Raw genomic sequence first — 24885 nt, 5'->3', positions numbered from 1 at the left:
CTGGTGGAAAGTCCAAGTGACTAGTGGGTAACCAGCGCGTGCACCTGGGTGGCGATCTCCAGTTCCTCATCGGTGGGGACCACGGCCACCGCCACCCGGGCGTACTCCGCCGAGACCAGTCGGGGCTCCGAGGACCTCGCCGCGTTGGCCTCCAGGTCCAGCGCCAGGCCGAGCTCCTCCAGCCCCCGCACCGCTGCTGCCCGGATTTCCGACGCGTTCTCGCCCACGCCCGCGGTGAACACCACCGCGTCCACCCGGCCCAGCACCGCCGTGTAGGCGCCGATGTACTTCCTCAGCCGGTGCGCGTACGCGTCCAGGGCCAGCCGGGCGGCGGCGTCGCCCCCGTCGGCCCGCCGCTGCACCTCGCGCATGTCGTTGTCGCCGCACAGACCCAGCAGACCGCTCTTCTTGTTGAGCAGCGAGTCGATCTCGTCGATGGACAGGCCGCCCACCCGCGCCAGGTGGAAGATCACAGCCGGGTCCAGGTCGCCCGACCGGGTGCCCATGACCAGTCCCTCCAGCGGGGTCAGACCCATGGACGTCTCCACGCACACCCCGCCCCGCACGGCCGACGCGGACGCGCCGTTGCCCAGGTGCAGCACGATCACGTTCACGTCCTCCACCGGCCTGCCCAGCAGCCCGGCGGCGGCCCGGGAGACGTAGGCGTGGGAGGTGCCGTGGAAGCCGTACCGCCGGATGGCGTACTTGTCGGCCGTGGCCGCGTCGATCGCGTACCGCGCGACGTGCTCCGGCATCGTCGAGTGGAACGCGGTGTCGAAGACCGCGACCTGCGGGAGGTCGGGGCGCAGGGCGCGCGCCACCTCGATGCCGGTGACGTTCGCGGGGTTGTGCAGCGGGGCCAGCGGGATCAGGCTGCGGATCTCCGCCAGCACCTCGTCGTCGATGACCGTCGGCTCGGTGAAGCGGGTCCCGCCGTGCACCACCCGGTGGCCCACGGCGACCAACTCGGGGGAGTCCAGCCCCATCCCGTCGGCGGCCAGTTCCGCCGCGACCGCCTTCAGCGCGTCCCCGTGGTCGGCGATCGGGCCGAGCCGCTCGCGCCTGCCCCCCGCGGCGCCGGGTCCGGTCAGCGGTTCGTGGGTCAGCCGGGAGGTGTCCTCGCCGATGCGCTCCACCAGACCGGAGGCGAGCCGGGACCGGTCCGCCATGTCGAGGAGCTGGTACTTCACCGACGAGGAGCCGGAGTTGAGGACGAGTACGCGCGATGCGGTCACGATGAGGGTCTTTCCTTGTCGCGGTCGGTGGGGGGATGCGGGCGGGGTCCGACGGGCGCCGTCCGTCAGGCGCCGGGGGCGGCCGGCGAGGGAGCGTCCTGGGGCCGTGCGCCGCCCTGTCCCTGGGCCTGGATCGCGGTGATCGCCACGGTGGTGACGATGTCCTGCACCAGCGCTCCGCGGGAGAGGTCGTTGACCGGCTTGCGCAGACCCTGGAGGACCGGGCCGACGGCGACGGCGCCGGCCGAACGCTGCACCGCCTTGTAGGTGTTGTTGCCCGTGTTGAGGTCGGGGAAGATCAGCACGGTCGCCCGCCCGGCCACCTCGGACCCGGGCAGCTTGGTCGCGGCGACCGAGGGCTCGACGGCGGCGTCGTACTGGATCGGCCCCTCGATCAACAGGTCGGGCCGCTGAGAGCGGACGATCTCGGTGGCCTTGCGGACCTTGTCCACGTCCGCCCCGGAACCCGAGGTGCCGGTGGAGTAGGAGAGCATCGCGATCCGCGGCTCGACGCCGAACGCGGCGGCGGTGGCGGAGGCCTGCACGGCGATGTCCGCGAGCTGTTCGGCGTTGGGGTCCGGATTGACCGCGCAGTCACCGTAGACGAGGACCTTGTCGGCCAGGCACATGAAGAAGACCGAGGAGACGATCGCCGCATCGGGCTTCGTCTTGATGATCTCGAAGGCGGGCCGGATGGTGGCCGCGGTGGAGTGCACCGAGCCGGAGACCATGCCGTCGGCGAGCCCCTCCTGGACCATCAGGGTGCCGAAGTAGTTGACGTCGGTGACCACGTCGTTGGCCAGCTCGACGGTCATCCCCTTGTGGGCGCGGGCCTGCGCGTAGTACTCGGCGAACCGTTCCCGCAGCGGCGAGGTCGCCGGGTCGATCAACTGCGCGCCCGAGATGTCGATGCCCAGGTCGGCCGCCTTCTTCAGGATGGCCGGCTCCTCGCCCAGGAGGGTCAGGTCGCAGACCCCGCGGCGCAGCACCACGTCCGCGGCGCGCAGCACCCGCTCCTCGGTGCCCTCGGGCAGCACCACGCGACGCCGCTCGGAGCGGGCCCGCTCCAGCAGCTCGTGCTCGAACATCATCGGCGTGACGCGCTCCGAGCGGGCCACCGACAGCAGTCCGCGCAGCTCGGTGGTGTCGACGTGCCGCTCGAAGAGGCCGAGGGCGGTCTCCAGCTTGCGGGGGGTCGCCGAGTTCAGCCGGCTCTGCAGCGAGAACAGCTCGGCCGCGGTCGGGAAGCTGTTGCCCGCCACGGAGACGACGGGGGTGCCGGGCGCCAGCTTCGAGGCCAGCGTCAGGATGTCCTGGCCCGGGCGCTCGTTCAGGGTCAGCAGCACGCCGGCGATCGGCGGGGTCCCGGAGGTGTGCGCGGCGAGCGCGCCGATGACCAGGTCGGAGCGGTCCCCGGGGGTGACGACCAGGCAGCCGGGGGTCAGGGCGTTCAGGAAGTTCGGCAGCATGGCACCGCCGAAGACGAAGTCGACGGCGTCGCGCGCCAGCCCGGCGTCGTCGCCCAGGAGCACCTCGCCGCCGAGCGCGCGGGTGATCTGCGCGACGGTGGGGGCGGACAGGGACTTGTCGTCCGGCAGTACGTAGCAGGGGACGGGGAGCCGGGCCGCCAGCCGCTCCGCTATGAGGTCCCGGTCCTCGGCGGCCACCCGGTTCACGACCATCGCGACGACGTGGCAGCCCAGGCTCTCGTAGGCGCGGTACGCGTTGCGGGTCTCGGCGCGCACGGCCTCGGCCGGGTGCTTGGTGCCGCCCACGACGGGGACGACGACCGCGCCCAGCTCGTTGGCGAGGCGGGCGTTCAGCGCCAGCTCGTCGGGGAGGTTGGTGTCGGCGTAGTCGGTGCCGAGGACCAGCATGACCTCGTAGTCGCGGGCCACCCGGTGGAAGCGGTCGACCAGTCGGGAGACCAGCTCGTCGGTCCCCTTCTCGGCCAGGATGGCGGAGGCCTCGTGGTACTCCATGCCGTAGGCGGTGGCCGCGTCCTGCTCGATCCGGTAGCGGGCCTTGAGCAGGTCGAAGAGCCGGTCCGGGGCGTCGTGGAGCAGGGGGCGGTACACGCCCACCCGGCCCGTCTGCCGGGTCAGGAGCTCCATGATCCCCAGCTCGACGACCTGACGGCCGTCACCCCGTTCGATACCGGTCACGTACACGCTGCGCGTCACGCGTGCTCTCCGTCCGTGGTCTGTGATGGTCGTGGCGCCCCACCGTGCGGCGGGCCGGTCCGTGCGTCGCTCATCCCGAATGGGTTGGGCTCGACCTCTTGACAATACCTCCGCCAATGGATAGGGCGCCCGCCGGAACAAAGGCCCTGGAAGGGGGTCGAAAGGCCCGGTGGGCGGAGTGGCGCGAAGAGCGCTGCCCCCCGGGCACGTGGAACAATCGGACAGGCGTCATCAATACGCCCTTCATATGTACGGCCGTCCGCCCGCACGCGTACGGCCGGGTACGACCAGGAGCAGGAGACACAGGACGATGCGCATCGGAGTTCTCACCGCAGGCGGCGACTGCCCGGGCCTGAACGCTGTCATCCGGTCGGTCGTACACCGCGCCGTCGTCGGCCACGGGGACGAGGTCATCGGATTCGAGGACGGGTTCAAGGGCCTGCTCGACGGCCATGTCCGCCCCCTCGACATCAACGCCGTCAGCGGCATCCTCGCCCGTGGCGGCACGATCCTCGGTTCGGCCCGAATGGAGCGGGCCCGCCTCCACGAAGCCGCCGAGAACGCGGCCGAGTTGGCCAGGCGGTACCGGATCGACGCGCTGATCCCGATCGGCGGCGAGGGCACCCTGACCGCCGCGCGCATGCTGTCGGACGCCGGGATGCCCGTCGTCGGCGTTCCGAAGACCATCGACAACGACATCTCCTCCACGGACCGCACCTTCGGTTTCGACACCGCCGTCATGGTGGCCACCGAGGCCATCGACCGGCTGAAGACCACCGCCGAGTCGCACCAGCGCGTGATGGTCGTCGAGGTCATGGGCCGCCACGCCGGCTGGATCGCCCTGGAGTCCGGCATGGCCGGCGGCGCCCACGGAATCTGCCTGCCGGAGCGCCCCTTCGAGGTCGACGCCCTGGTCAAGATGGTCGAGGAACGCTTCGCGCGGGGCAAGAAGTTCGCCGTCGTCTGCGTCGCGGAGGGCGCGCACCCGGCCGAGGGCTCCATGCCGTACGAGAAGGGCGCCATCGACCAGTACGGTCACGAGCGCTTCGCCGGCATCGGCAACCGGCTCGCCGTCGAGCTGGAGCACCGGCTCGGCAAGGAGGCCCGCCCGGTCATCCTCGGCCACGTCCAGCGCGGCGGCACCCCCACCGCCTACGACCGCGTCCTCGCGACCCGCTTCGGCTGGCACGCGGTGGAGGCCGTCCACCGCGGCGAGTTCGGCAACATGACCGCGCTGCGGGGCACCGACATCGTGATGGCCCCGTTGGCCCACGCCGTCACCGAGCTGAAGACGGTCCCCGAGGACCGGATGTACGAGGCCGAGTCGGTCTTCTGACCGGCCCGGGCGGCCGGGACCTCCGGCCCCTCTTCACCCGCCGAACGACCCCGGTGCACCTCCCCCGCGGAGCGCCCGGGGTCGTTCGTCGTTCCGGCCGGCGGGGCGGCGGTGTGTCCTGTCACGCACCGCCGACCAGCGCCCAGAACCGGTCGGTGATCTCCGCGAGGAACTCCCGGCCCGAGGTGCCGGCCGAGACGCCGCTGTCGGCGCCGCCCCAGCTGAGGGTGGCCACCATCCGGGCCTGGTAGTCGCCGTGCAGGAGCTCCAGTGCCCGCTCCAGGTTCGCCTTGGGCACCGGGAGCAGCTTGGCGAGCGGTTTCACGTACGCCTGCCAGCGGGTGGTCACCGCGCTGCGGAGCAGGTCGGTGAGCTCGTCGTGCTTGCCGGTCGCCGTGATGAACTGGGCCAGTGTCAGGCCGAGCACCGAGGCCAGGGCGGCGGACTGCCGCTCGTTGCCCTTCCAGCGTCCGGTGTCCTCCATCTTCTGGTAGGCGTTCGCGTCGAGGCCGACCCGCCGGGCCAGGTCGTCGGGGTCGAAGCCGCGGGCGACGCGGTGTTCCCGCAGGGTGACCGGCTCGGCGAGCAGTTCCGCCGGCGAACACCAGAGCACGCCGGCGAGGGCCGTGACCTCGGTCGAGCTCGGCGACAGTTCGCCGCGCTCCCAGGCCATCACGGTCTCGGGCGTGACGAGCAGTCCGTACTGGGCCCGCAGGCCATAGGCGACATGACCGGGAGCCATGCCCAGGGCCGCGCGCAGACGACGCGCGGCGGGGGCATTGAAAGGTGGGCTGGAGTGCACAGGGCACACGGTAGGAGTGGCCGAGGCTTGGCGACTACCAACCGTTCAAACAAGCTCACAAATCGTAGGAAAGTCCTATTGGAATAAGGATTTTGGCCGGGTTTCCCTGCGACTGTCCGGTAATCGGATCAAGTGAAGATCCATTCACAGCGTACGGATTTGGCCACTCCATTTCAGCTCCGCGGCACTACCCGAAAAGTGATCCCCGTCACAGGGCCTGAACCCGCCCTTCGCCCCGTACGTGATCCATATCGGGGGCCCTCGCATACGGGGGTGGCGAGGGCCCCGCCGCACCACCGACCGCACCCTCGCCCCGACCTCGGCGTCGAGCCCCGAGGTCGGACCGGGCGAATCGGCGACCGGCCTACGGCCTGAGCCAGACCGTCGCCATCGGCGGGAGCGTCAGCCGCAGGCTGACCGCCCGCCCCTGTGCCGGAACCGGTTCCGGCCGCAGCGGCCGGGCGTGGTGGACGCCGCTCCCGCCGTACGCCTCCAGGTCGGTGTTGAGCACCTCGCGCCACGCGGGCACCTCCTCAGGCACCCCGATCCGGTACCCGTGCCGGACCACCGGGGAGAAGTTCGAGACGCACAGCAGTTGCGAACCGTCCTGCGCGAACCGCAGGAACGCCAGCACGTTGTCCTCGGCGGCGTCCCCCGCCACCCAGGCGAAGCCCTCCGGCACGGTGTCCCGCTCCCACAGCGCGGGCGTCGCGCCGTACGTGCCGTTCAGGTCACGGACGAGGTCGCGCACGCCCCGGTGGTCACCGGCCGCCGGGTAGGAGGAGTCCAGCAGCCACCAGTCCGGCCCGTGCGACTCCGACCACTCCGAACCCTGCGCGAACTCCTGCCCCATGAAGAGCAGTTGCTTGCCGGGGTGGGCCCACATGAACCCCAGGTACGCCCGATGCGTGGCCCGCTGCTGCCACCAGTCGCCCGGCATCTTCGACACCAGCGACCGCTTTCCGTGCACCACCTCGTCGTGCGAGATCGGCAGCACGTAGTTCTCACTGAACGCGTACACCATCCCGAACGTCATGTCGTTGTGGTGGTACTTGCGGTGCACCGGCTCCTTCGACACGTACCGCAAGGTGTCGTGCATCCAGCCCATGTTCCACTTCAGGCCGAAGCCGAGCCCGCCCGAGTCCGTCGGCCGGGTCACCCCGTCCCACGCCGTGGACTCCTCCGCGACCGTCACCACGCCCGGGCAGCGCCGGTAGACCGTCGCGTTCATCTCCTGCAGGAAGGCCACCGCGTCCAGGTTCTCCCGGCCGCCGTGCTCGTTCGGCGACCACTCGCCCTCGGAGCGAGAGTAGTCCAGGTACAGCATCGAGGCCACCGCGTCCACGCGCAGGCCGTCCACGTGGAACTCCTGGCACCAGTACACGGCGTTGGCGACGAGGAAGTTGCGGACCTCCTTGCGGCCGTAGTCGAACTCCAGCGTCCCCCAGTCCGGGTGCGCGGCCCGGCGCGGGTCACCGTGCTCGTACAGGGGCCGGCCGTCGAACTCGGCCAGCGCCCACTCGTCGCGCGGGAAGTGCGCGGGCACCCAGTCCACGATCACCCCGATGCCCGCCCGGTGCAGCGAGTCCACCAGGAACCGGAAGTCGTCCGGGGTGCCCATCCGCGAGGTCGGCGCGTAGAAGCCGGTGACCTGGTAACCCCAGGAACCGCCGAAGGGGTGCTCGGCGACCGGCATCAGCTCCACGTGCGTGAAGCCCAGCTCCTTGACGTACGCGGGCAACTGCTCGGCGAGCTGCCGGTAGCTGAGCCCCGGCCGCCAGGAGGCCAGGTGCAGTTCGTACACCGAGAACGGCGCCTGGTGCGGGGGGCGCTCGCCGCGCATCAGCATCCAGTCGGCGTCCTGCCACTCGTACCGGGAGGCGGTCACCACCGACGCGTTCGCCGGGGGGACCTCCGCGTACCGGGCCATGGGGTCGGCGCGCACGGTGTGGCTGCCGTCCGGGCGCGTGATGTCGTACTTGTACAGGGTCCCCTCGCCCACCCCCGGCAGGAACAGCTCCCACACGCCGGTCGAGCCGAGCGAGCGCATCGGGAAGGCGACCGAGTCCCAGTACGAGAAGTCACCCGTGACCCGGACGCCCTGGGCGTTCGGCGCCCACACGGTGAAGCGGGTGCCCGTCACGCCCTGGTGTTCCATGGGCTCCGAGCCGAGCGCCGTCCACAGCTCCTCGTGCCGACCCTCGCCGATCAGGTGCAGGTCCAGCTCCCCGAGGGCGGGCAGGAACCGGTACGGGTCGTGGAGCTCCACCTCATCGCTGTCGTACGTCACCAGCAGCCGGTAGTCCGGGACACCGGTCAGCGGCAGCAGCCCCGAGAACAGCCCGTCACCGTCGTCGAAGAGCTCGGCCCGCAGCCCCTTCGCCACGATGGTGACGGCCTTCGCGTACGGACGCAGCACCCGGAAGGCCACCCCGCCGCGCTGGGCTCGCGCCCCCAGTACCCCGTGCGGGTCGTGGTGGCGGCCCTCCAGCAGCCGGGCGCGTTCCTCGCCGGCGAGGGCGGGGGCGGGTCGCACGCCGTGCTGCGGGGTGGCCCGCCGGGCCCGCGGGGTCCGCGGATTCTTCCCGGCCTCGGGCGCGGTCTCGTCGCGGACGGTCGGTGACGGCTGTCGTGCGGCGCTCACGCGAGCGGCCTCCTCGGGGGCTTCGGATGGGGGTGGGGGGAGACGGAACCGGGGGCGGGCGGGTTCGGCGGCACGCGGTGGGCGGGCCGCTGCGGTTCCGACAGGCGGCGGATCGCCGCCATGGGGACGTGCAGCCAGTCGGGGCGGTGCCGGGACTCGTAGCGGGCCTCGTACACCGCCTTGTCGGTCTCGTACGCGCGCAGCAGGACCGGGTCCTCGCGCGGATCGCGGCCGGTGGTGCGGGCGTAGCCCTCGCAGAACGCGGCCCGGCAGGCGTCCGCCCAGGCGGGGGCGAACGGCCGGTGCGAACGGGCGGCGTAGTCGAAGGAACGCAGTATCCCGGCGATGTCGCGCACGGCCGGTTCGGGTCGGCGCCGGTCGGCCAACGAACGGGCCGGTTCGCCCTCGAAGTCGATCAGCGCCCAGGTGCCGTCGGCGGTGCGCAGGGTCTGACCCAGGTGCAGGTCGCCGTGGATGCGCTGGGCGGGCACCCCGGCGCCCCGGGAGGCGGCCAGCGCGTCGAAGGCGCCGCGCAGGCCCGCCTCGTAGGGCTGGAGCGCGGGGACCTCGCGCGCCGTCGCGGCGAGCCGGGCCGTCATCCCGGCGGCGAGCCGGGCGGTCTGCTCGGGCCCGAGCGCGATGGTGGGCAGGGCGGCGGCGAGGGCGCTGTGCACCTCGGCGGTGGCCCGGCCCAGTGCGTGCGCCTCGGCGGTGAAGTCGGCGCCCGCGCCCAGCCGGCGCAGGGCCAGCTGCCAGCCGTCGTGGGAGCCGCGCAGGTACGGCTGGAGCACGCCCAGGGTCAACGGTTCCGCCCCGGGCAGGTCGGCCTCGTACCAGGCGACGGGAGCGGGTACCCGGGAGCAGCCGGCGGCGGCCAGCGCTCTGGGCAGCTCCAGGTCCGGGTTGACGCCGGGACCGACCCGGCGGAACACCTTGAGGATGAACGAATCTCCATAGATGAGGGAGGAGTTGGTCTGCTCCCCCGAGAGCGGCCGGGGTTGCAGCCCGGCCGGGACCGGGGCCTGTGGGTCCCGGTCGAAACGGAGCGGGCCGAGGGTGCCGGGGGAGCGCAGTCGCTCCAACAGCATGGCGGCGAGCCGGGGATCGCCCAGCGCCTCGTAGACCGCCCTGCCCGCGTACGGGCCGTCCTCGGCGGTCCCGATCAGTGCGGGCGCGAGGGCGGGCGGGAGCGGGGACGGGCGGATGCCCAGCAGCAGCTGGTAGCAGTCCCCGTCCACGTCGAGGAGCAGGTGGAGCAGGCCGGGAACGGATCCCGGCGGCAGCAGTTCGGCCGCCGAAACGGCCCTCAACCTGCTGATGGTGCGGCCCTTGCCCGCGAACCAGCGCTGTGCGGGCAACCAGGCCCTCAGCATCGGTTCCAGCGGGCCGATCCCGGCGGCCCGGTCGGCCGTCAGCCGGCTCCGGGCGGATGCAGCCTCCGACATGGCGTCGCGTCCTTTCCCCGGGCCGTCACAGAATGCGCAGAGTGTCCCGGATGTGCGGCAGTTGCTTCTCCGGTATGTGCGAGTGTCGGGTCAGGATGATCCGTACAGGGGCGGGCGATTGACCCAAAGGAGTGCCCGCCCCCCTGCTCGGTCCGTCAGTCGGCGCGCTGGTCGCTCCGCAGGCGGAACCAGTAGAAGCCGTGGCCCGCCAGGGTCAGCAGGTACGGCCACTCGCCGATCGGCGGGAAGCGCACGTCACCCGTGAGCTCCACCGGGACCCGCCCGTTGAACGACCGGAGATCCAACTCCGTGGGCTGCGCGAAGCGCGAGAAGTTGTGCACGCACAGCACCAGGTCGTCGCCGAACTCGCGGAGGAACGCGAGTACCGCGGGGTTGGACGAGGGCAGTTCCGTGTACGAGCCGAGTCCGAAGGCGGGGTTCGCCTTGCGGATCTCGATCAGTCGCCGGGTCCAGTGCAACAGCGACGAGGGCGATGCCATGGCCGCCTCGACGTTGGTGACCTGGTACCCGTAGACCGGGTCCATGATGACCGGCAGGTTCAGCCTGCCCGGATCGCACGAGGAGAAACCGGCGTTGCGGTCCGGGGTCCACTGCATGGGTGTCCGGACGCCGTCGCGGTCACCGAGCCAGATGTTGTCGCCCATGCCGATCTCGTCGCCGTAGTAGAGGATCGGCGAGCCGGGCAGGGACAGCAGCAGGGCGGTGAACAGCTCGATCTGGTTGCGGTCGTTGTCCAGGAGCGGGGCGAGCCGGCGCCGGATGCCGATGTTGGCCCGCATCCGCGGGTCCTTGGCGTACTCGGCGTACATGTAGTCGCGTTCTTCGTCCGTGACCATTTCGAGGGTCAGCTCGTCGTGGTTGCGCAGGAAGATGCCCCACTGGCAGCGGTCCGGGATCGCCGGGGTCTTCGCCAGGATCTCCGAGACGGGGTAGCGGGACTCTCTTCGTACGGCCATGAAGATGCGCGGCATGACGGGGAAGTGGAACGCCATGTGGCACTCGTCCCCGCCCTTCGCGTAGTCCCCGAAGTAGTCGACGACGTCCTCGGGCCACTGGTTTGCCTCGGCGAGCAGCACGGTGTCCGGGTAGTGCGCGTCGATCTCCGCCCGGACCCGCTTGAGGAGCGTGTGGGTGCGCGGGAGGTTCTCGCAGTTGGTGCCCTCCTCGGCGTACAGGTAGGGCACGGCGTCGAGACGGAAACCGTCGATGCCGAGGTCCAGCCAGAAGCGCAGCGCGGACACGATCTCCTCGACGACGGCCGGGTTCTCGTAGTTGAGGTCCGGCTGGTGCGAGAAGAAGCGGTGCCAGTAGTACTGCTTGCGGACCGGGTCGTACGTCCAGTTCGAGGTCTCGGTGTCGACGAAGATGATGCGGGCGTCCTGGTACTGCTTGTCGTTGTCGGCCCACATGTAGTAGTCGCCGTAGGGCCCGTCCGGGTCCTTGCGCGACTGCTGGAACCACTCGTGCTGATCGCTCGTGTGGTTCATGACGAAGTCGATGATCACCCGCATGCCGCGGGTGTGCGCGGCGTCCACGAACTCCACGAAGTCGGCGAGGTCGCCGAACTCGGGCAGCACGGACGTGTAGTCGGAGACGTCGTAGCCCCCGTCGCGCAGGGGTGAGGCGAAGAACGGCGGCAGCCAGAGGCAGTCGACGCCGAGCCACTGGAGGTAGTCCAGTTTGGCGGTGAGCCCCTTGAGGTCGCCGACGCCGTCGCCGTTGCTGTCGTGGAAGGAGCGGACGAGGACCTCGTAGAAGACCGCCCGCTTGAACCAGTCGGGGTCGCGGTCCTTGGCGGGGGTGTCCTCGAAGGTGTCGTGGACGGGATCGTTGATCATCATGTGGTGGGTGACCCTCCGGTGGGCGGGGACGGTCGCAGAGCGGCCAGTACGTGCGCGGGCGTACGACCCGGCTCCAGGCGTACGTAGTTCGCCCTGCCCCAGTGATAGGTATCGCCGGTGAGCTCGTCGCGCACCGCGAGGGACCCGTGCCAGTCGAGGCCGAGTACCGGCATGTCCAACGAGACCGTCGCCTCCTGGGTGTGGTGCGGATCGAGGTTGACGACCACCAGTACGGAATTGGCGCCCGCGTGCTTCGAATAGGCGATCACCTGTTCGTTGTCGGTCGAGTGGAAGTGGATGTCCCGCAACTGCTGGAGGGCGGGATTGCGCCGGCGGACCTGGTTCAGGGTGGTGATGAGCGGGGCGATGGTGCGGCCCTCGCGGTCGGCGGCGGCCCAGTCGCGTGGCCGGAACTCGTACTTCTCGGAGTCCAGGTACTCCTCGCTGCCCGCCTTGGCCGGGGCGTTCTCGCACAGCTCGTAGCCCGCGTAGACCCCCCAGGTGGGGGAGAGGGTGGCCGCGAGGACCGCGCGGACCTCGAAGGCGGGGCGGCCGCCGTGCTGGAGGTACTCGTGCAGGATGTCGGGCGTGTTGACGAAGAAGTTCGGCCGCATGACGGAGGCCGAACGGTCGTCCGCCAGTTCGCTCACGTACTCGGTCAGCTCGGACTTCGTGTTGCGCCAGGTGAAGTACGTGTACGACTGCTGGAACCCGACGGCGGCCAGGGCCCGCATCATGGCCGGCCGGGTGAAGGCCTCGGCCAGGAAGATCACGTCCGGGTCGGACTTGTTGATGTCCGCGATCACCTTCTGCCAGAAGACCACCGGCTTGGTGTGCGGGTTGTCGACCCGGAAGATCCGGACGCCGTGGTCCATCCAGTACCGCAGGATCCGGCACGTCTCCTCGACGATGCCGGCCATGTCGGTGTCGAAGTGGACCGGGTAGATGTCCTGGTACTTCTTCGGCGGGTTCTCGGCGTACGCGATCGTCCCGTCGGCCCGGTGGCGGAACCAGTCGGGGTGCTTCTCCACCCACGGGTGGTCGGGGGAGCACTGGAGCGCGAAGTCGAGAGCGATCTCCAGACGCAGCTCACGGGCCGCGGCCACGAAGGCGTCGAAGTCCTCGATGGTGCCGAGCTCGGGGTGGACCGCGTCGTGACCGCCCTCGGTGGAACCGATGGCCCACGGCACGCCGGGGTCCCAACTCCCTGCCGAAAGAGTGTTGTTGGGGCCCTTGCGGTAGGTGGATCCGATGGGGTGGATGGGCGGCAGGTACACCACGTCGAAGCCCATGTCCGCGATCGCGGGCAGCCTCTCGGCGGCGGTCCGGAAGGTGCCGCTGACCGGGGCCGAGCCGGGCTCCAACACCGCTCCCTCGGAACGGGGGAACATCTCGTACCAGGAACCGAAGAGGGCCCGCTTGCGTTCGACCAGCAGCGGCAGCGGTTTGGCGGCGCTGACCAGCTCCCGGTACGGGCGCCTGGCGAGCGCGGCGTCCACCTCGGGCGCCAGCGCGGCCGTGTACCGCTCGGCGACGGGCCGGTCCTCGTCGCGCATGATCGCGGCGGCGCCGAGCACCGCCGCGCGGCCGTCCCGCTTGGGAATCTTGGCGCCGGCCCGCTCGTAGAGCTCCGCACCTTCGAGCAGGACGAGACCGGTGTCGATGTCCGCCGGGATCTTGATCGCGGCGTGGGACCGCCAGGTGGTGACGGGATCGCTCCACGCCTCGACGGTGTACGTCCACCTCCCCTCGGTATCGGCGGAGATCCGGGCCCCCCACCGGTCGGTGCCGGGGGCGAGCTCGCGCAGGGGGATCGGCGGGCGCAGTCGCCCGCTCGGATCCCTCAGTACGACATGGGCGGCCACGGCGTCGTGGCCCTCGCGGAACACGGTGGCGGAGATCTCGAAGACTTCGTCCGCGACCGCCTTGGCGGGTCTGGCGCCGCAATCGACGGCAGGGCGGACGTCCAGCACGGGAATGCGACCGATCATGATGGGATCACCTGGGGGCAGTTCGCAGGGCTCGGTGACAACAGGCCAGCCGGTATCACGGCTGGTAGTGCACGCTCTGTTCGCTCTGTTTCTAGCCGCTCGGAAGACGGCTGGGCTGCGGGCATGGCCGCTCCTGTCCGCGTTCACTCGGGTGGCGGGGAAAGGGGGTGGGCGGGTGCGCCGTGCGTGTACCGCGCGTACCCGCAGAGCCCTGCCCCACGCACACCCCGTCCAATCCGAGCCGTTGGTTAACTACTCGTACGTAGTGGCACGTGGCGCACAAAGGACCGGATCGCCGGCTCCCGACGCCCCGTCAAGTCGGTGAGGAAACAGCGATGTACAGCAAGAGGGCCACCGCCCCAACCGCCCCGCCGGCCCCGGGAGCACCTTCGGTGAAGGGGTGGGGAGCGGCACCGCAACCGGTGTTCGCGCTGCCGTGCGGCATGGTCCTGCGGCCCTGGCGCGCGACGGACGCGCAGGTGGTGGCCTCTGCGTACGAGGATCCGGACGTCCGGCACTGGAACCGGGTCGAGCCGATGACCCTCCCCGCCGCCCGCGAACGGATCGAGCGGTGGGCCCGACGGTGGGACGAGGGGGAGGGCGCCGCCTGGGCGGTCGCGCATCCCGACGGCGACGGCGGTCCGGGTGCGGCGGTCGGCCTCGTCGGTTTGGCCGACATCGATCGGTCCGGCGCGAGCGCGGAGTTCCTCTACTGGCTGCTGCGGGCCGGTCGCGGCCGGGGCGCGGTGGCACAGGCCGTCGCTGCCGTGTCCCGATGGGCGTTCGAGGAGTGCGGTCTGCACCGGCTGCGGATCTGTCACTCCGTGGACAACCCGGCGTCCTGCGCCGTCGCGCTCAAAGCCGGCTTCCCGTTGGAGGGCACCATGCGCGGGGCGCTGCTGCACGCCGACGGTTGGCACGACGAACACCTCCACGCCCGGCTCGCCGGCGACGCCTGACCGGGGCCGCGCGAGCACGGAGGCCCGACCAGCGGTGACCGACCACCCGTGACCGCCCGCGGACCGCTCCCGGCGCCGCCGGCCGGACGGAGCCCTGTCCACCCCGTGCCCGCGACCGGCCGCAAGCGGGACAATGCCTGGCATGGGTCCGATGGAGCAGCAGGAATATCCCCTCGTACGGCGCCTGCACGCGCCCGACCCGCGGATGCGCGCGGCTGCCGCGCGGGACGCCGCCGCCACCCTGTGGGGACCCGAAGCGGAACGGATCCTGGCCGCCGCGTTGGTGAGTGCCGCCCGCGAGGAGGAGGACCCCGGCGCGCTGGAGGCGCAACTGGCGGCCCTGCCCTCCGTCGAGACCGGCCTGGACGACACCGACCTGGGCCGACTCGCCGTCATGCCGTCGCCGCCCCCGGTGCTGACCCGGTTGCTCGCCCGCGCGGGCCGGCTCCAGGTCTCCGGACCCGTGGAGCCCGTCGGCGCCGGCACCCGGGCCGTCGTGCGCTGCCTGCGCGGCATACCGCGCACCGGCCTGAGCCTGCGCACCCCGCTCGGGGCCTGGGTGGTGCTGGAACGCATCGAGTCCTACGGCCGGGCCACCGACCGGCTGGACACCGGCGCCTCGGCCCGGGTGCTGCTCTCGGGCCCCGGCGCGCGCGCCCTGGGGGAGTGGGACCGCCTCGAAGCCGACCCCCGCGCAAGGGAGTACGTACGCCTGCTGCGGACACCCGACCCACGGGTCCGGGAACTGGCCGCCGCCGGGGCCGCCGACTGGCCCGACTCCTGGGACCCCGAGACGGGCGCCCTGCTGTGCGCCGCCCTGGCCGGCGCCGCCGCCCGCGAGCCGGACGCGTCCGCGCTGGAGACCGAACTGGGCGCCCTGCTGCAACTCGCCCGCTTCCTGTCACCGCCGGCCCGCGCCGCCCTCGGCGCACTGGACCGCACGACCCTGCCCCCGGCCCTCCACCCCTGCCTGGACGCCCTCCTGACGACCGACGGCCCCGCGCGCTGACCGCCGCGCCCGCGGCCCGAAGGGCGGGATGGTCCGGGGCGGGGTTCGCCGCTAGCCTTCCGGGGGCGATGCGCGGGTGCACAGCGTGGTGCGGCCGCTCCGATCCGTCATCCCCTGCGAAGGTGGAACACGTGAAGGCTATCCGTCGATTCACCGTGCGCCCCGTCCTCCCCGAACCCCTCGTTCCGCTCGCCGAACTCGCGCGCAACCTGCGCTGGTCCTGGCATACGGAAACCCGCGAACTCTTCCAATCCGTCGACCCCGAAGGCTGGCAGGCCGCCGGCGGCGATCCCGTCCGGCTGCTCGGCGCGGTCCCCGCGGCCCGCCTCGCGGAACTCGCCGCCGACCGGCGGTTCCTGCGCCGGCTCGCCGTCGCCGTCGCCGACCTCGATGACTACCTCCACGGCGGGAGGTGGTACCAGAGCCAGGAGAACGCGGCCGACCTGCCCGCCGGGATCGCCTACTTCTCCCCGGAGTTCGGGATCACCGCCGCCCTCCCCCAGTACTCCGGCGGGCTCGGGATCCTCGCCGGCGACCACCTCAAGGCCGCCAGCGACCTCGGCGTCCCCCTCATCGGCGTCGGACTCCTCTACCGCCACGGCTACTTCCGCCAGTCCCTGTCCCGGGACGGCTGGCAGCAGGAGCACTACCCGGTCCTGGATCCCAACGAGCTGCCCGTCTCGCTGCTCCGCGAGGAGGACGGGTCCCCCGCCCGGGTCTCGCTGACCCTGCCCGGCGGCCGCTCCCTGCACGCCCACGTCTGGCAGGCCCGCGTCGGCCGGGTCCCGCTGCTACTCCTCGACTCCGACGTCGAGGACAACGACGCCGTCGCCCGCGAGGTGACCGACCGCCTCTACGGCGGCGGCAGCGACCACCGGTTGCTCCAGGAGATGCTGCTGGGGATCGGCGGCGTGCGCGCGGTGCGCACCTACTGCCGGATCACCGGGCACCCGGACCCGGAGGTGTTCCACACCAACGAGGGACACGCCGGCTTCCTCGGGCTCGAACGCATAAGGGAACTGGAAGGGGAGCGCGGCCTCGGCTTCGACGCCGCCGTCGAGGCCGTCCGCGCCGGGACGGTGTTCACCACCCACACCCCCGTCCCGGCCGGCATCGACCGATTCGAGCGGGGCCTGGTCGCCCGGCACTTCGGCGAGGCCGCCGAACTGGCCGGCGTACCCGTCGACCGGATCCTGGAACTCGGCGCGGAGTCGTACCCGGGCGGCGATCCCGGGGTGTTCAACATGGCCGTCATGGGACTGCGCCTCGCCCAGCGGGCCAACGGCGTCTCCACCCTCCACGGGGCGGTCAGCCGGGGCATGTTCGCCGGGCTCTGGCCGGGCTTCGACCCCGTCGACGTACCCATCGCGTCCGTGACCAACGGGGTGCACGCCCCCACCTGGGTCGCCCCCGAGGTCATGCGGCTCGGCGCCCGCCAGATCGGCTCCGGGCGCACCGAGGACGCCCTCGCCGTCGGCGGTTCCGCCCGCTGGGACGCCGTCGCGCAGATCGCCGACCAGGACGTGTGGGACGTGCGCCGGGTGCTGCGCGAGCAACTGGTCCAGGAGGTACGGGACCGGCTGCGGGCCTCCTGGAAGCAGCGCGGGGCCGCGGACGCGGAACTGGGCTGGGTGGACTCCGTCCTCGACCCGGACGTGCTGACCATCGGCTTCGCCCGGCGCGTGCCGTCGTACAAGCGGCTCACGCTGATGCTGCGCGACCCCGAGCGGCTGCGCCGGTTGCTGTTGGATCCGGACCGGCCCGTGCAGATCGTCGTCGCGGGCAAGGCGCACCCGGCCGACGACGGCGGGAAGCGGCTCGTCCAGGAGCTGGTGCGGTTCTCGGACGACCCGCGGGTGCGCCACCGCATCGTCTTCCTGCCGGACTACGGCATGGCCATGGCGCAGAAGCTCTACCCGGGCTGCGACGTCTGGCTGAACAACCCGCTGCGTCCGCTGGAGGCCTGCGGGACCAGCGGGATGAAGGCCGCGCTCAACGGCTGTCTCAACCTCTCCGTCCTGGACGGTTGGTGGGACGAGTGGTTCGAGCCCGACTTCGGCTGGGCCATCCCCACCGCCGACGGGCTCGGCACGGACGAGGAGCGGCGCGACGACCTGGAGGCCGGGGCGCTCTACGAGCTGATCGAGAACCGGGTCGCCCCCCGGTTCTACGACCGGACCGGGCGCACGGGACTGCCCGTGCGGTGGATCGAGATGGTCCGGCGCACCCTGGTGTCCCTGGGGCCGAAGGTGCTCGCGGGACGCATGGTCCGTGAGTACGTGGAGCGGCTCTACACTCCGGCCGCCCGCTCGCACCGCGCCCTGACCGCCGACGCGGCACGGGACCTGGCCTGGTGGAAGGGGCGGATCCGGGCGGCCTGGCCGCGGGTCGCCGTCGAGCACGTGGAGGCCGTCGCGGCGGCGCCCGTCGGGGGCACCGCAGAGCTGGGGGCCACCCTCACGCTGCGGGTCCGGGTGGCGCTCGACTCGCTGACGCCCGAGGACGTGGAGGTGCAGGCCGTCGCGGGTCGGGTGGACGCGCAGGACGTGATCCGGGACGGGCGGAGCTTCCCGCTCAAGCCCGCCGCCGGCCCCGACCTGGAGGGACGGTGGGTGTACGAGGGCCCGCTCGCCCTCGACCGGACCGGCCCCTTCGGCTACACCGTTCGGGTGTTGCCGTCGCACCCGCTGCTGGCCGCCCCGGCCGAGCTCGGGCTGGTCGCGGCCCCGGTGAACACCGAGGTCCCTGGCGGTGTCGTACTGCGGTGAGCCGTGGGCCCGCCCGCCCGCCCGCCCGTTCCGCCCCGTCCCGCGACCGCGGGGCGGGGCGGTGGGCCGTACGGACGCGGGTCACTCCGGGGGGCGCCCCGAGAGGGTGAACCATCGAACACATTGCGTATGCGGAATCGATTCTGCAAAGGGATCCGCTCCTACGTTGTCTCGCGGATGTCGACAGCCAGGCATCCGCGGAACCCCGAGAAACGGATCCCCCATGCGTCTTCGCACCACAGCCACCGTGCTGCTCGCGAGCCTCGCGCTCGTGCTTCCCGCCGCGGGCCAGGCGACGGCCGGCGACCGGCACGACCGCGACTCCCTCGGCGAACTGCACTACTGGTACGCCGATGAGGAGGGCGACGTACACCGCAGGTCGATCGAACCCGCCGACAACGACACGTGCTACCAGCTGCCGGGCACGCGCAACCACCCGGCCTTCAAGGTGGCGAACGACACCGACTCCCTCGCGCTGGTCTTCTCGAACCGCAGCTGCGGGGGTGAGCCCCAGGAGGTGCTGGAGCCGGGCGACCAGGCACGGAACCTGAACGTCCGCTCCGTGTACTTCAAGCCGACCGACGACCACGGCCACCACGGCGGCCGCCACGACGGCCGCCACGACGACGACAACGACTCCGACCACTACGACGAGGACGACGTCTTCCGGTCGGTCTTCCGCAACATCGGCTGACCGCAGGACCGAGGCGCACGCCGTAGCGGTACGAGGGCCCGGCACCCCCGAGGGTGCCGGGCTCCCGCGCGTCCGTCGTCCCGCCGGTCCTACGGTCGCGCCCCCGGCTCCAGCCACCGCACCACGTCCGCCGCCGTATAAGGGGAGGCGTCGGGGGCGAGCCGGGGCAGGAACGACAGGTCCTTGCCGATCGTCACCAGCGGGGGTTCGGTCCGCCCGCCCGGCCGCCGCTGCGCGAGGCCGATCGTGGCCAGCAGCCCGTTGCACAGGCACTGCTTGCCCTCGGTGTCCGCCGCGTCCCCGCCCTTGCGCACGTACGCGGCCACCGGCTCGGCCGCGCACCGGTACACGAGTCCGCGCGGACCCCGGACGGGGGTGCGCAGGAAGCCCAGGTCACAGACCCGGCGCCGGGCGGCGGCCACCTCCGGCTCGGAAACCGTCCCGGGCAGTCGGGCCACCTTGAACGGGAACGCGGTGGGGGAGGCCCCCGGGTCGTTGCGGACCGTCAGGGTTCCCGCGCGGGCGCGGTCGAGCAGCTCCTCGCGCAGCGCCCGGGCCATGCCCGACTCCTCGCACAGCGCGAAGGCGCTGCCGACCTGGACGCCGGCGGCGCCGGCGGCCCGGGCGGCGGCCACCGCCTCGGGGGAGGCCTGGCCGCCCGCGAGCCAGAAGGGCAGCCCGAGCGCGGCCATCCTGGCGAGGTCGGGATCGTCCCGCGGCCCGTAGAGGGGCTCGCCCGCCGCGTCCAGGGTCATCGGCCCGCGCGGCGGGGCGCTGTGACCGCCGGCCCGACTGGTCTCGATCACGAAGCCGTCGGGACGGGTGGCCTCGTCCCGGGCCAGATAGGCCGCGAGCACCGGCAGCGACACGATGGCCAGGACCTCCGGGCGGCGCAGTGGGCCGGGCAGGTGCCCGGCGAGCAGCGCCCGCGGGTCGAAGAGCTGCTCCAGCGGCTCCTCCTGACCCACGACGGAGACCCGGGTCACGCAGGGTTCGCAGCGCGCCAATCGGGTGGCGAGGGCCGGGATCTGACCGGGGACTCCCGCGCCCACGAGCACGTGGTCGACGCCTGCCAGGATCGCGCCGAACATCGCGGGGGCGGTGGCCAGCTGGATCTTCTCCAGGTAGTTGATGCCGATGACACCATCGTGTCCCTCCTTGGCGAGCCAGACCTCGACGAAGTTGCCGAGGACGGTGAGGACCTCCGCCGGGGCCCCGCCGGCCGCGCGCAGGCGCGGGGTGGTCCGCATCGGGGTGCGGTCCGGCAGGCCCTCCTCACGGAACCAGCAGTCGAGGGCGGCCTGCGCGAGCTCGGGCAGCGGGAAGGCGGCCAGGGCGCGGCGGGCGTGGCCGCCCGGGTCGCCGGTCTGCAGGACGCGGGCCAGCACGACGTCCAGCGCGGTGCCGGACACCACGCCCAGTTGACCGGTCACCGACACCGCACGGGCGAGCCGCCACCCGGAGACGCCGACGCCCATGCCGCCCTGGATCAGCCAGGGGCGCTGCGCGGGGGGAGCGTTCGTAGGGCTCTGGGGCATGGCGCACGTCCTCGGAATCACTCGAACCTACGGTTCCGTAGGTTCGCCTGCCTCCACTATCTCCCCGCCGTCGTACCGGTCGGCAGCGCCGAAGGTCCCGGCGTCGGGGGCAGCAGGTCCCGTGGGGAGGGGGTCGGGTGGACAGGCCCTAGGGTCGGCTCCATGTGGGACGGGATCGACGACATCGACTGGGCCGAGCTGGAACACGCCTACGGGCGGGCGGACGACGTGCCCGACCTGCTGCGGGCGGCCGGCTCGGCGGACGCCGGCGTGCGGGAGGAGGCATCGCAGGAGCTGGTCTCGTCGCTCTGCCACCAGGGCAGCGTGTACTCGGCGACGGCCGCGGCCGTGCCGTTCCTCGCGCGGCTCGCCGCCGACGGGCCCGGTCACCGGCTGCCGTTGCTGTGGCTGCTGCGCGGCGCCGCCGACGGGGCGGGACCCGAGCACCGTCGGGTGCGCCGGGCGGTGGCCGCCGCCCTGCCTCCCCTGCTGGGCCTGACCGCGGACGAGGACCCGGAGGTCCGGCGCGCGATGGTGTGGATCGTCGCCGCCTGCGAGGAGGCCTCCCTGCCGCTGCTCCCGCTGTTGCGGGCCCGGCTGGAGGAGGAACGGGACGCCGAGGTGCGGGCCGACGTCGTCACCGCCCTCGGCCTGCTCGACGTCTCGCCCGCCGGCGCGGCCCAGCGCAACCGGGCACTGCTGTCCGCGCCGGAACCCGCGGTGCGCAGGGCGGCGGTGACGGACCTGCTGCGCACGGCCCCGCTGCCGCTGCCGCCGGACCTGGTGGAATCGGCGATCGACGCCCACGGCGCGGCGCCCGTAGAGGAGTGCGGCCACCCGTGGCCCGACGCCCACCGGCCGCTCGTGGACCGTCTGCTGGACGATCCCGACGCGGCGCTCCGGGCGGTGGAGCGGGGGTTGCCGCTGGCCGCGGCGCTCACCGAGCAGTGGCGCGACCGGGAACGGGACGTACTCCCGTGGCTGGCCGCGACCGCGAAGGACGCGGAGGACCTGTGCCGGGTGGCGCGCGTCGCCGCCGCGCTGGACGGCGGCGGGCCCGCCCCGTGGCTGGACCCCCACCTGCGGTCCGAGGACCCCGCCGTGCGGGTGGCGGCGACGCACGCCGCGGTGCGGCTGCGGGTGCCGGGGGCCGTCGCGCTCGTCCTGCGGCTGATGGACGAACTGCCGCACGAGGCCGCCGAACTCCGACTCACGCCCATCGGCGCGCCGGGCACCATCGTGTCCGTCGTGGTGGACGTCTTCGGCCCGGACGCCGAGCCGGTGGCGCGGCGGGTCGCGGACCGGCCCCGCGCCGAGTGGGTGGACGCCCTGAGGGGGTTCCCCGCGCTCGCGGCCGGCCGCGTGGACGAACTCGTACGCCTCCTGCCCGCCTCGGCCGGGGTCCTGGCGGCGCTCGGCGCTGCCGGAGGAACCGCCTCGGCGCAGGCCCTGCGGGCCGCGGCCGAGGCCGGGGACCTGGCGTCGGCCACGGCGCTGTTCCACGTCACGGGCGAGGTGGGGCCGGCGGTGGACGCGGTACGGGGACTGCCGGAGGCGGTGGCGCGGCGCCGGGCGGCCGTACGGGTGGCGGGCGAACTCGGGCCGGCCGCGAAGGCGCTGCTGCCGCTGGTGGAGGAGCGGCTGGGGGCACCGGACCGGGAGAGCCGGGCGGACGCGGCCGCCGCCGTCTGGCGCGTCACGGGCCGCAGGCACGACACGGCCCCGGTGATCGCGCGCCAACTCGTCCCCCGGGGCGCCCTGCACGCGCCGAGTCCGGACGCGCTGCGCGCACTGACGGAGATGCGGACGCTGCCGGCGGAGGCCCGGTCGGCGGTGGAGCGCATCGCCTCCTCACCGCGCCGGGTCGTCCGCGGCTTGCCGTGCGACGGGACGCCGCACCCGGACCTGGAGGTGAGGGCACTGGCCCGGGGGTTGTTGGCCCTGACCGGCCGCCAGGAGTGGCCGGCCGGCGCCGCCGGGTCATGGAACAGGGCCGCCCGGGGAGGTCTGCTCCCGGGCGGCCCCGTGATCTGACGGTTCAGCTCTGGTTCACGTCCGGCCCCGGAGGGGTCAGAAGGTGAGCTTCCAGCTGTCGATCTTGCCGGTGTCGAGGCTCGCGAGGTCCGCGACACGGAGCTTCCAGACACCCTGGGCGACCTCGGAGGAGGCGTTCACGGTGAAGCTCTGGATGATGTTGTCCGCGCTGCCGCCGGTGCGGTTGCGCAGGTTGTAGACGGAACCGTCGGGGGCGACCAGGTCGACCTTCAGGTCACCGACGTAGGTGTGGAGGATGTTGACGTCCACCTTGAGGGCGCTGGACGCGTTCCCCGTGCGGTTCACGGTGATCGGCGACTCGACCGTGGAGTTGTCCGCGATCGCGTAGTCGGTCGTGTTCTCGAACACGCTCGGCTGCGAGGTGCCGACGGTCCAGGTGAAGGCCGCCGTACCGGTCTTGGCCTGCGAGTCGGTCACCGTGACGGTCACGTTGGACGTGCCCGCCGTGGAGGCCGTGCCCGAGATCAGGCCGGTGGAGGAGTTGATCGACAGACCGGCCGGCAGGCCGGTCGCCGCGTAGCTCAGCGCACCCGGGTTCGTGCTGTTCGCCTGGATCTGCAGGCTCACCGCGCTGCCCGTGATGGTGTTCTGGTTGCCGGGGTTGGTGACCGTCACGCCGTTGGCGATGCGGGCACCGACGGCGACGCCGGCCCAGGCGTTGGCCACGTTGTTGTACGTGGTCGAGCCCTGGCCGTACAGGTCGGCGGCGGCCTGGAGGGTGGCGGTGCGGGCGGCGGCGTAGTTCGTGTTCGACTTGAAGTAGCCGACCGTCAGCGCGCGGAACCAGATCTTCGAGGCGGCGTCACGGCCGATCGCGGTGACGGGCTGGCCGTCCGCGGTCGGGGAGTCGTAGCTGACCCCGTTGACCACCTTGGCGCCCGAGCCCTCGGAGGCCAGGTAGTACCAGTGGTTGGCCGGACCCGAGGAGTAGTGGACGTCGATGCCGCCCAGACCCGAGTACCAGGAGTCCTTGGACGAGCCGTCCTTGCTCGGCTTGTCCATGTAGCGCAGCGGGGTGCCGTTGCCGCGGATGTCGATCTTCTCGCCGACCAGGTAGTCGCCGACGTCCTGCGGGTTGTTGGCGTAGAACTCGACGGCCGCCGCGAAGATGTCGGAGGTCGCCTCGTTCAGGCCGCCGGGCTCACCGCTGTAGGTCATGTTGCCGGTGACCGAGGTGAGGCCGTGGGTCATCTCGTGCGCCGCGACGTCGGTGGAGGTGAGCGGCTTGGCGTTGCCGTCACCGTCGCCGTACGTCATGCAGAAGCAGGAGTCGTCCCAGAAGGCGTTCACGTAGTTGTTGCCGTAGTGGACCCGGCTGTACGGCGAGACGCCGTCGTTGCGCAGGCCGTTGCGGCCGTGGACGTTCTTGTAGTAGTCCCACGTGACCGCGGCGCCGTAGTGCGCGTCGGCGGCGGCGGTCTCCAGGTTGGAGGCCGCGCCGTTGCCCCAGACGTCATCGGTGCCCGAGAAGAGGGTGCCGGTGCCGGAGGTTCCCCGGTTGAGGTTGTTGGTCTTGTGGTTGCCGCGGGTGGTGTCGGTCAGCGTGTAGTTGCTGCCCGACTGCGAGGTCCCGAGCGTCACCTGGCCGCTGTACATGGTGTTGCCGGTGCCGGTCTCGATGGCCTGCCACTCGGTGATCTTCGCGCCGGTCTTGGCGTTGGTCACCACGTGCAGCTCGTTCGGGGTGCCGTCGTGCTGGAGCCCGCCGACGACGGTCTCGAACGCGAGGACCGGGGCGCCCTCGGCCGCCCAGATCACCTTGCGGGCGTTCTTGGAGGCCTTGGCCTCCTTCGAGCCCTCGGCGTTGGCGGCGGAGACGGCCTGGCTCTCGGCGGCCGCCGGCGTGACCGAGGCGCTGGTGTCCGCGACCTTGATCTCGTGGTTGGTGGCCTTGGTGACGCTCTTGGTGACGCCGCCCTTGGCGTGGACGGTGAGGTCACCACCGAGCACGGGCAGGCCGTCGTAGGTCCGCTCGTACGAGGTGTGCGTGGTGCCGTCGGCGTCCTTGACGACGTCGCGGACGACCAGCTTCTCGCCGGAGCCGAGGCCCAGGGCCTTGGCCGCCTGCACGGTGGTGGAGTTGGCCTCGGCAAGGAGCGTCGCACGCTCCGAAGCGCTGAGTTTGAGGTTGGCCGCGCCCGGGTTGGGCTGGGCGGCCGCACTGGCCTGCGACGCGGTGGCGTCGGCGGTGGCACTGCCGGCCTGTATGCCTACGGCGAGCAGTGCTGCCGCGGCGACGAGCGCTCCGGCCGCGGTGGCACGCCTCTGGGGGGTGGGACTCAACGCAGACTCCTTCTGCAAGGGGGGTTCCGGACGGCTGGGTAGGGCCTCCGGGCAGATCAGGGCTGGTGCGATGAACGGTCG

The 24885-nt window shown here is 72.4% G+C and carries 15 protein-coding genes; 6 read left to right on the top strand and 9 right to left on the bottom strand.

Annotated elements, in window-relative coordinates; genetic code table 11:
- Positions 1 to 20: 20 nt before the first annotated feature.
- Together ACZ58N_RS03865 and pta are read right to left on the bottom strand one after the other, a co-directional pair.
- Positions 21 to 1235, bottom strand: coding sequence for an acetate kinase (locus ACZ58N_RS03865; RefSeq protein ID WP_471155299.1), 1215 nt, complete (start codon positions 1233 to 1235; stop codon positions 21 to 23).
- A 65-nt stretch (positions 1236 to 1300) separates the two neighbouring features.
- The gene (gene pta / locus ACZ58N_RS03860; protein WP_471155297.1) at positions 1301 to 3418 is read right to left on the bottom strand and encodes a phosphate acetyltransferase; all 2118 of its coding nucleotides are present in this window, start codon (positions 3416 to 3418) and stop codon (positions 1301 to 1303) included.
- Between the two features lie 310 nt (positions 3419 to 3728).
- Between pta and ACZ58N_RS03855 the strand changes: the two genes are divergently transcribed.
- Complete coding sequence (locus tag ACZ58N_RS03855) at positions 3729 to 4754, top strand: ATP-dependent 6-phosphofructokinase (protein WP_471155295.1); 1026 nt, start codon at positions 3729 to 3731, stop codon at positions 4752 to 4754.
- A 121-nt stretch (positions 4755 to 4875) separates the two neighbouring features.
- Here the strand turns inward: ACZ58N_RS03855 and ACZ58N_RS03850 are convergent, their stop codons facing one another.
- The 5 genes from ACZ58N_RS03850 to ACZ58N_RS03830 all read right to left on the bottom strand — a co-directional run bounded on the left by ACZ58N_RS03850 (position 4876) and on the right by ACZ58N_RS03830 (position 13498).
- Positions 4876 to 5565: an XRE family transcriptional regulator gene (locus ACZ58N_RS03850; RefSeq protein WP_471155292.1), complete on the bottom strand. Its 690-nt coding sequence runs from the start codon at positions 5563 to 5565 to the stop codon at positions 4876 to 4878.
- Positions 5566 to 5920: 355 nt separating this feature from the next.
- Positions 5921 to 8200 carry a 1,4-alpha-glucan branching enzyme gene (gene glgB / locus ACZ58N_RS03845; protein WP_471155289.1) on the bottom strand — a complete coding sequence of 760 codons (2280 nt, stop codon included), beginning with the start codon at positions 8198 to 8200 and terminating at the stop codon, positions 5921 to 5923.
- Positions 8197 to 9645: a maltokinase N-terminal cap-like domain-containing protein gene (locus ACZ58N_RS03840; protein WP_471155287.1), complete on the bottom strand. Its 1449-nt coding sequence runs from the start codon at positions 9643 to 9645 to the stop codon at positions 8197 to 8199. Before ACZ58N_RS03840 ends, glgB begins: the two co-directional genes overlap by 4 nt.
- A 155-nt stretch (positions 9646 to 9800) precedes the next feature.
- Positions 9801 to 11507: a maltose alpha-D-glucosyltransferase gene (treS, locus tag ACZ58N_RS03835; RefSeq protein WP_471155284.1), complete on the bottom strand. Its 1707-nt coding sequence runs from the start codon at positions 11505 to 11507 to the stop codon at positions 9801 to 9803.
- Positions 11504 to 13498: an alpha-1,4-glucan--maltose-1-phosphate maltosyltransferase gene (locus ACZ58N_RS03830; RefSeq protein WP_471155282.1), complete on the bottom strand. Its 1995-nt coding sequence runs from the start codon at positions 13496 to 13498 to the stop codon at positions 11504 to 11506. Before ACZ58N_RS03830 ends, treS begins: the two co-directional genes overlap by 4 nt.
- Positions 13499 to 13833: 335 nt before the next feature.
- Between ACZ58N_RS03830 and ACZ58N_RS03825 the strand changes: the two genes are divergently transcribed.
- The 4 genes from ACZ58N_RS03825 to ACZ58N_RS03810 all read left to right on the top strand — a co-directional run bounded on the left by ACZ58N_RS03825 (position 13834) and on the right by ACZ58N_RS03810 (position 18928).
- A complete protein-coding gene (locus ACZ58N_RS03825) occupies positions 13834 to 14457 on the top strand; it encodes a GNAT family N-acetyltransferase (RefSeq protein WP_471155279.1) in 624 nt (207 codons plus the stop codon).
- A 142-nt stretch (positions 14458 to 14599) separates the two neighbouring features.
- Positions 14600 to 15466 carry a hypothetical protein gene (locus tag ACZ58N_RS03820; RefSeq protein WP_471155278.1) on the top strand — a complete coding sequence of 289 codons (867 nt, stop codon included), beginning with the start codon at positions 14600 to 14602 and terminating at the stop codon, positions 15464 to 15466.
- Positions 15467 to 15597: 131 nt separating this feature from the next.
- Positions 15598 to 18234, top strand: a complete 2637-nt coding sequence (gene glgP, locus ACZ58N_RS03815; protein ID WP_471155276.1) for an alpha-glucan family phosphorylase — start codon at positions 15598 to 15600, stop codon at positions 18232 to 18234.
- 223 nt (positions 18235 to 18457) lie between these two features.
- Positions 18458 to 18928 (top strand): hypothetical protein, encoded by a 471-nt coding sequence (locus ACZ58N_RS03810; RefSeq protein WP_471155275.1) that lies wholly within the window; start codon positions 18458 to 18460, stop codon positions 18926 to 18928.
- Between the two features lie 89 nt (positions 18929 to 19017).
- Here ACZ58N_RS03810 and ACZ58N_RS03805 read toward each other — a convergent pair whose 3' ends face one another.
- Positions 19018 to 20466 carry a nitronate monooxygenase gene (locus ACZ58N_RS03805; RefSeq protein ID WP_471155273.1) on the bottom strand — a complete coding sequence of 483 codons (1449 nt, stop codon included), beginning with the start codon at positions 20464 to 20466 and terminating at the stop codon, positions 19018 to 19020.
- A gap of 162 nt (positions 20467 to 20628) precedes the next feature.
- On the opposite strand from ACZ58N_RS03805, the gene ACZ58N_RS03800 reads away from it, so the two are divergent.
- The gene (locus tag ACZ58N_RS03800) at positions 20629 to 22500 is read left to right on the top strand and encodes a hypothetical protein (RefSeq protein ID WP_471155271.1); all 1872 of its coding nucleotides are present in this window, start codon (positions 20629 to 20631) and stop codon (positions 22498 to 22500) included.
- A 36-nt stretch (positions 22501 to 22536) separates the two neighbouring features.
- Here ACZ58N_RS03800 and ACZ58N_RS03795 read toward each other — a convergent pair whose 3' ends face one another.
- A complete protein-coding gene (locus tag ACZ58N_RS03795) occupies positions 22537 to 24804 on the bottom strand; it encodes a M4 family metallopeptidase (protein WP_471155269.1) in 2268 nt (755 codons plus the stop codon).
- Between the last annotated feature and the right edge of the window lie 81 nt (positions 24805 to 24885).

Source organism: Streptomyces sp. NPDC040432 (assembly GCF_055595445.1).
This window is presented reverse-complemented; position numbering and strand designations above follow the sequence as displayed.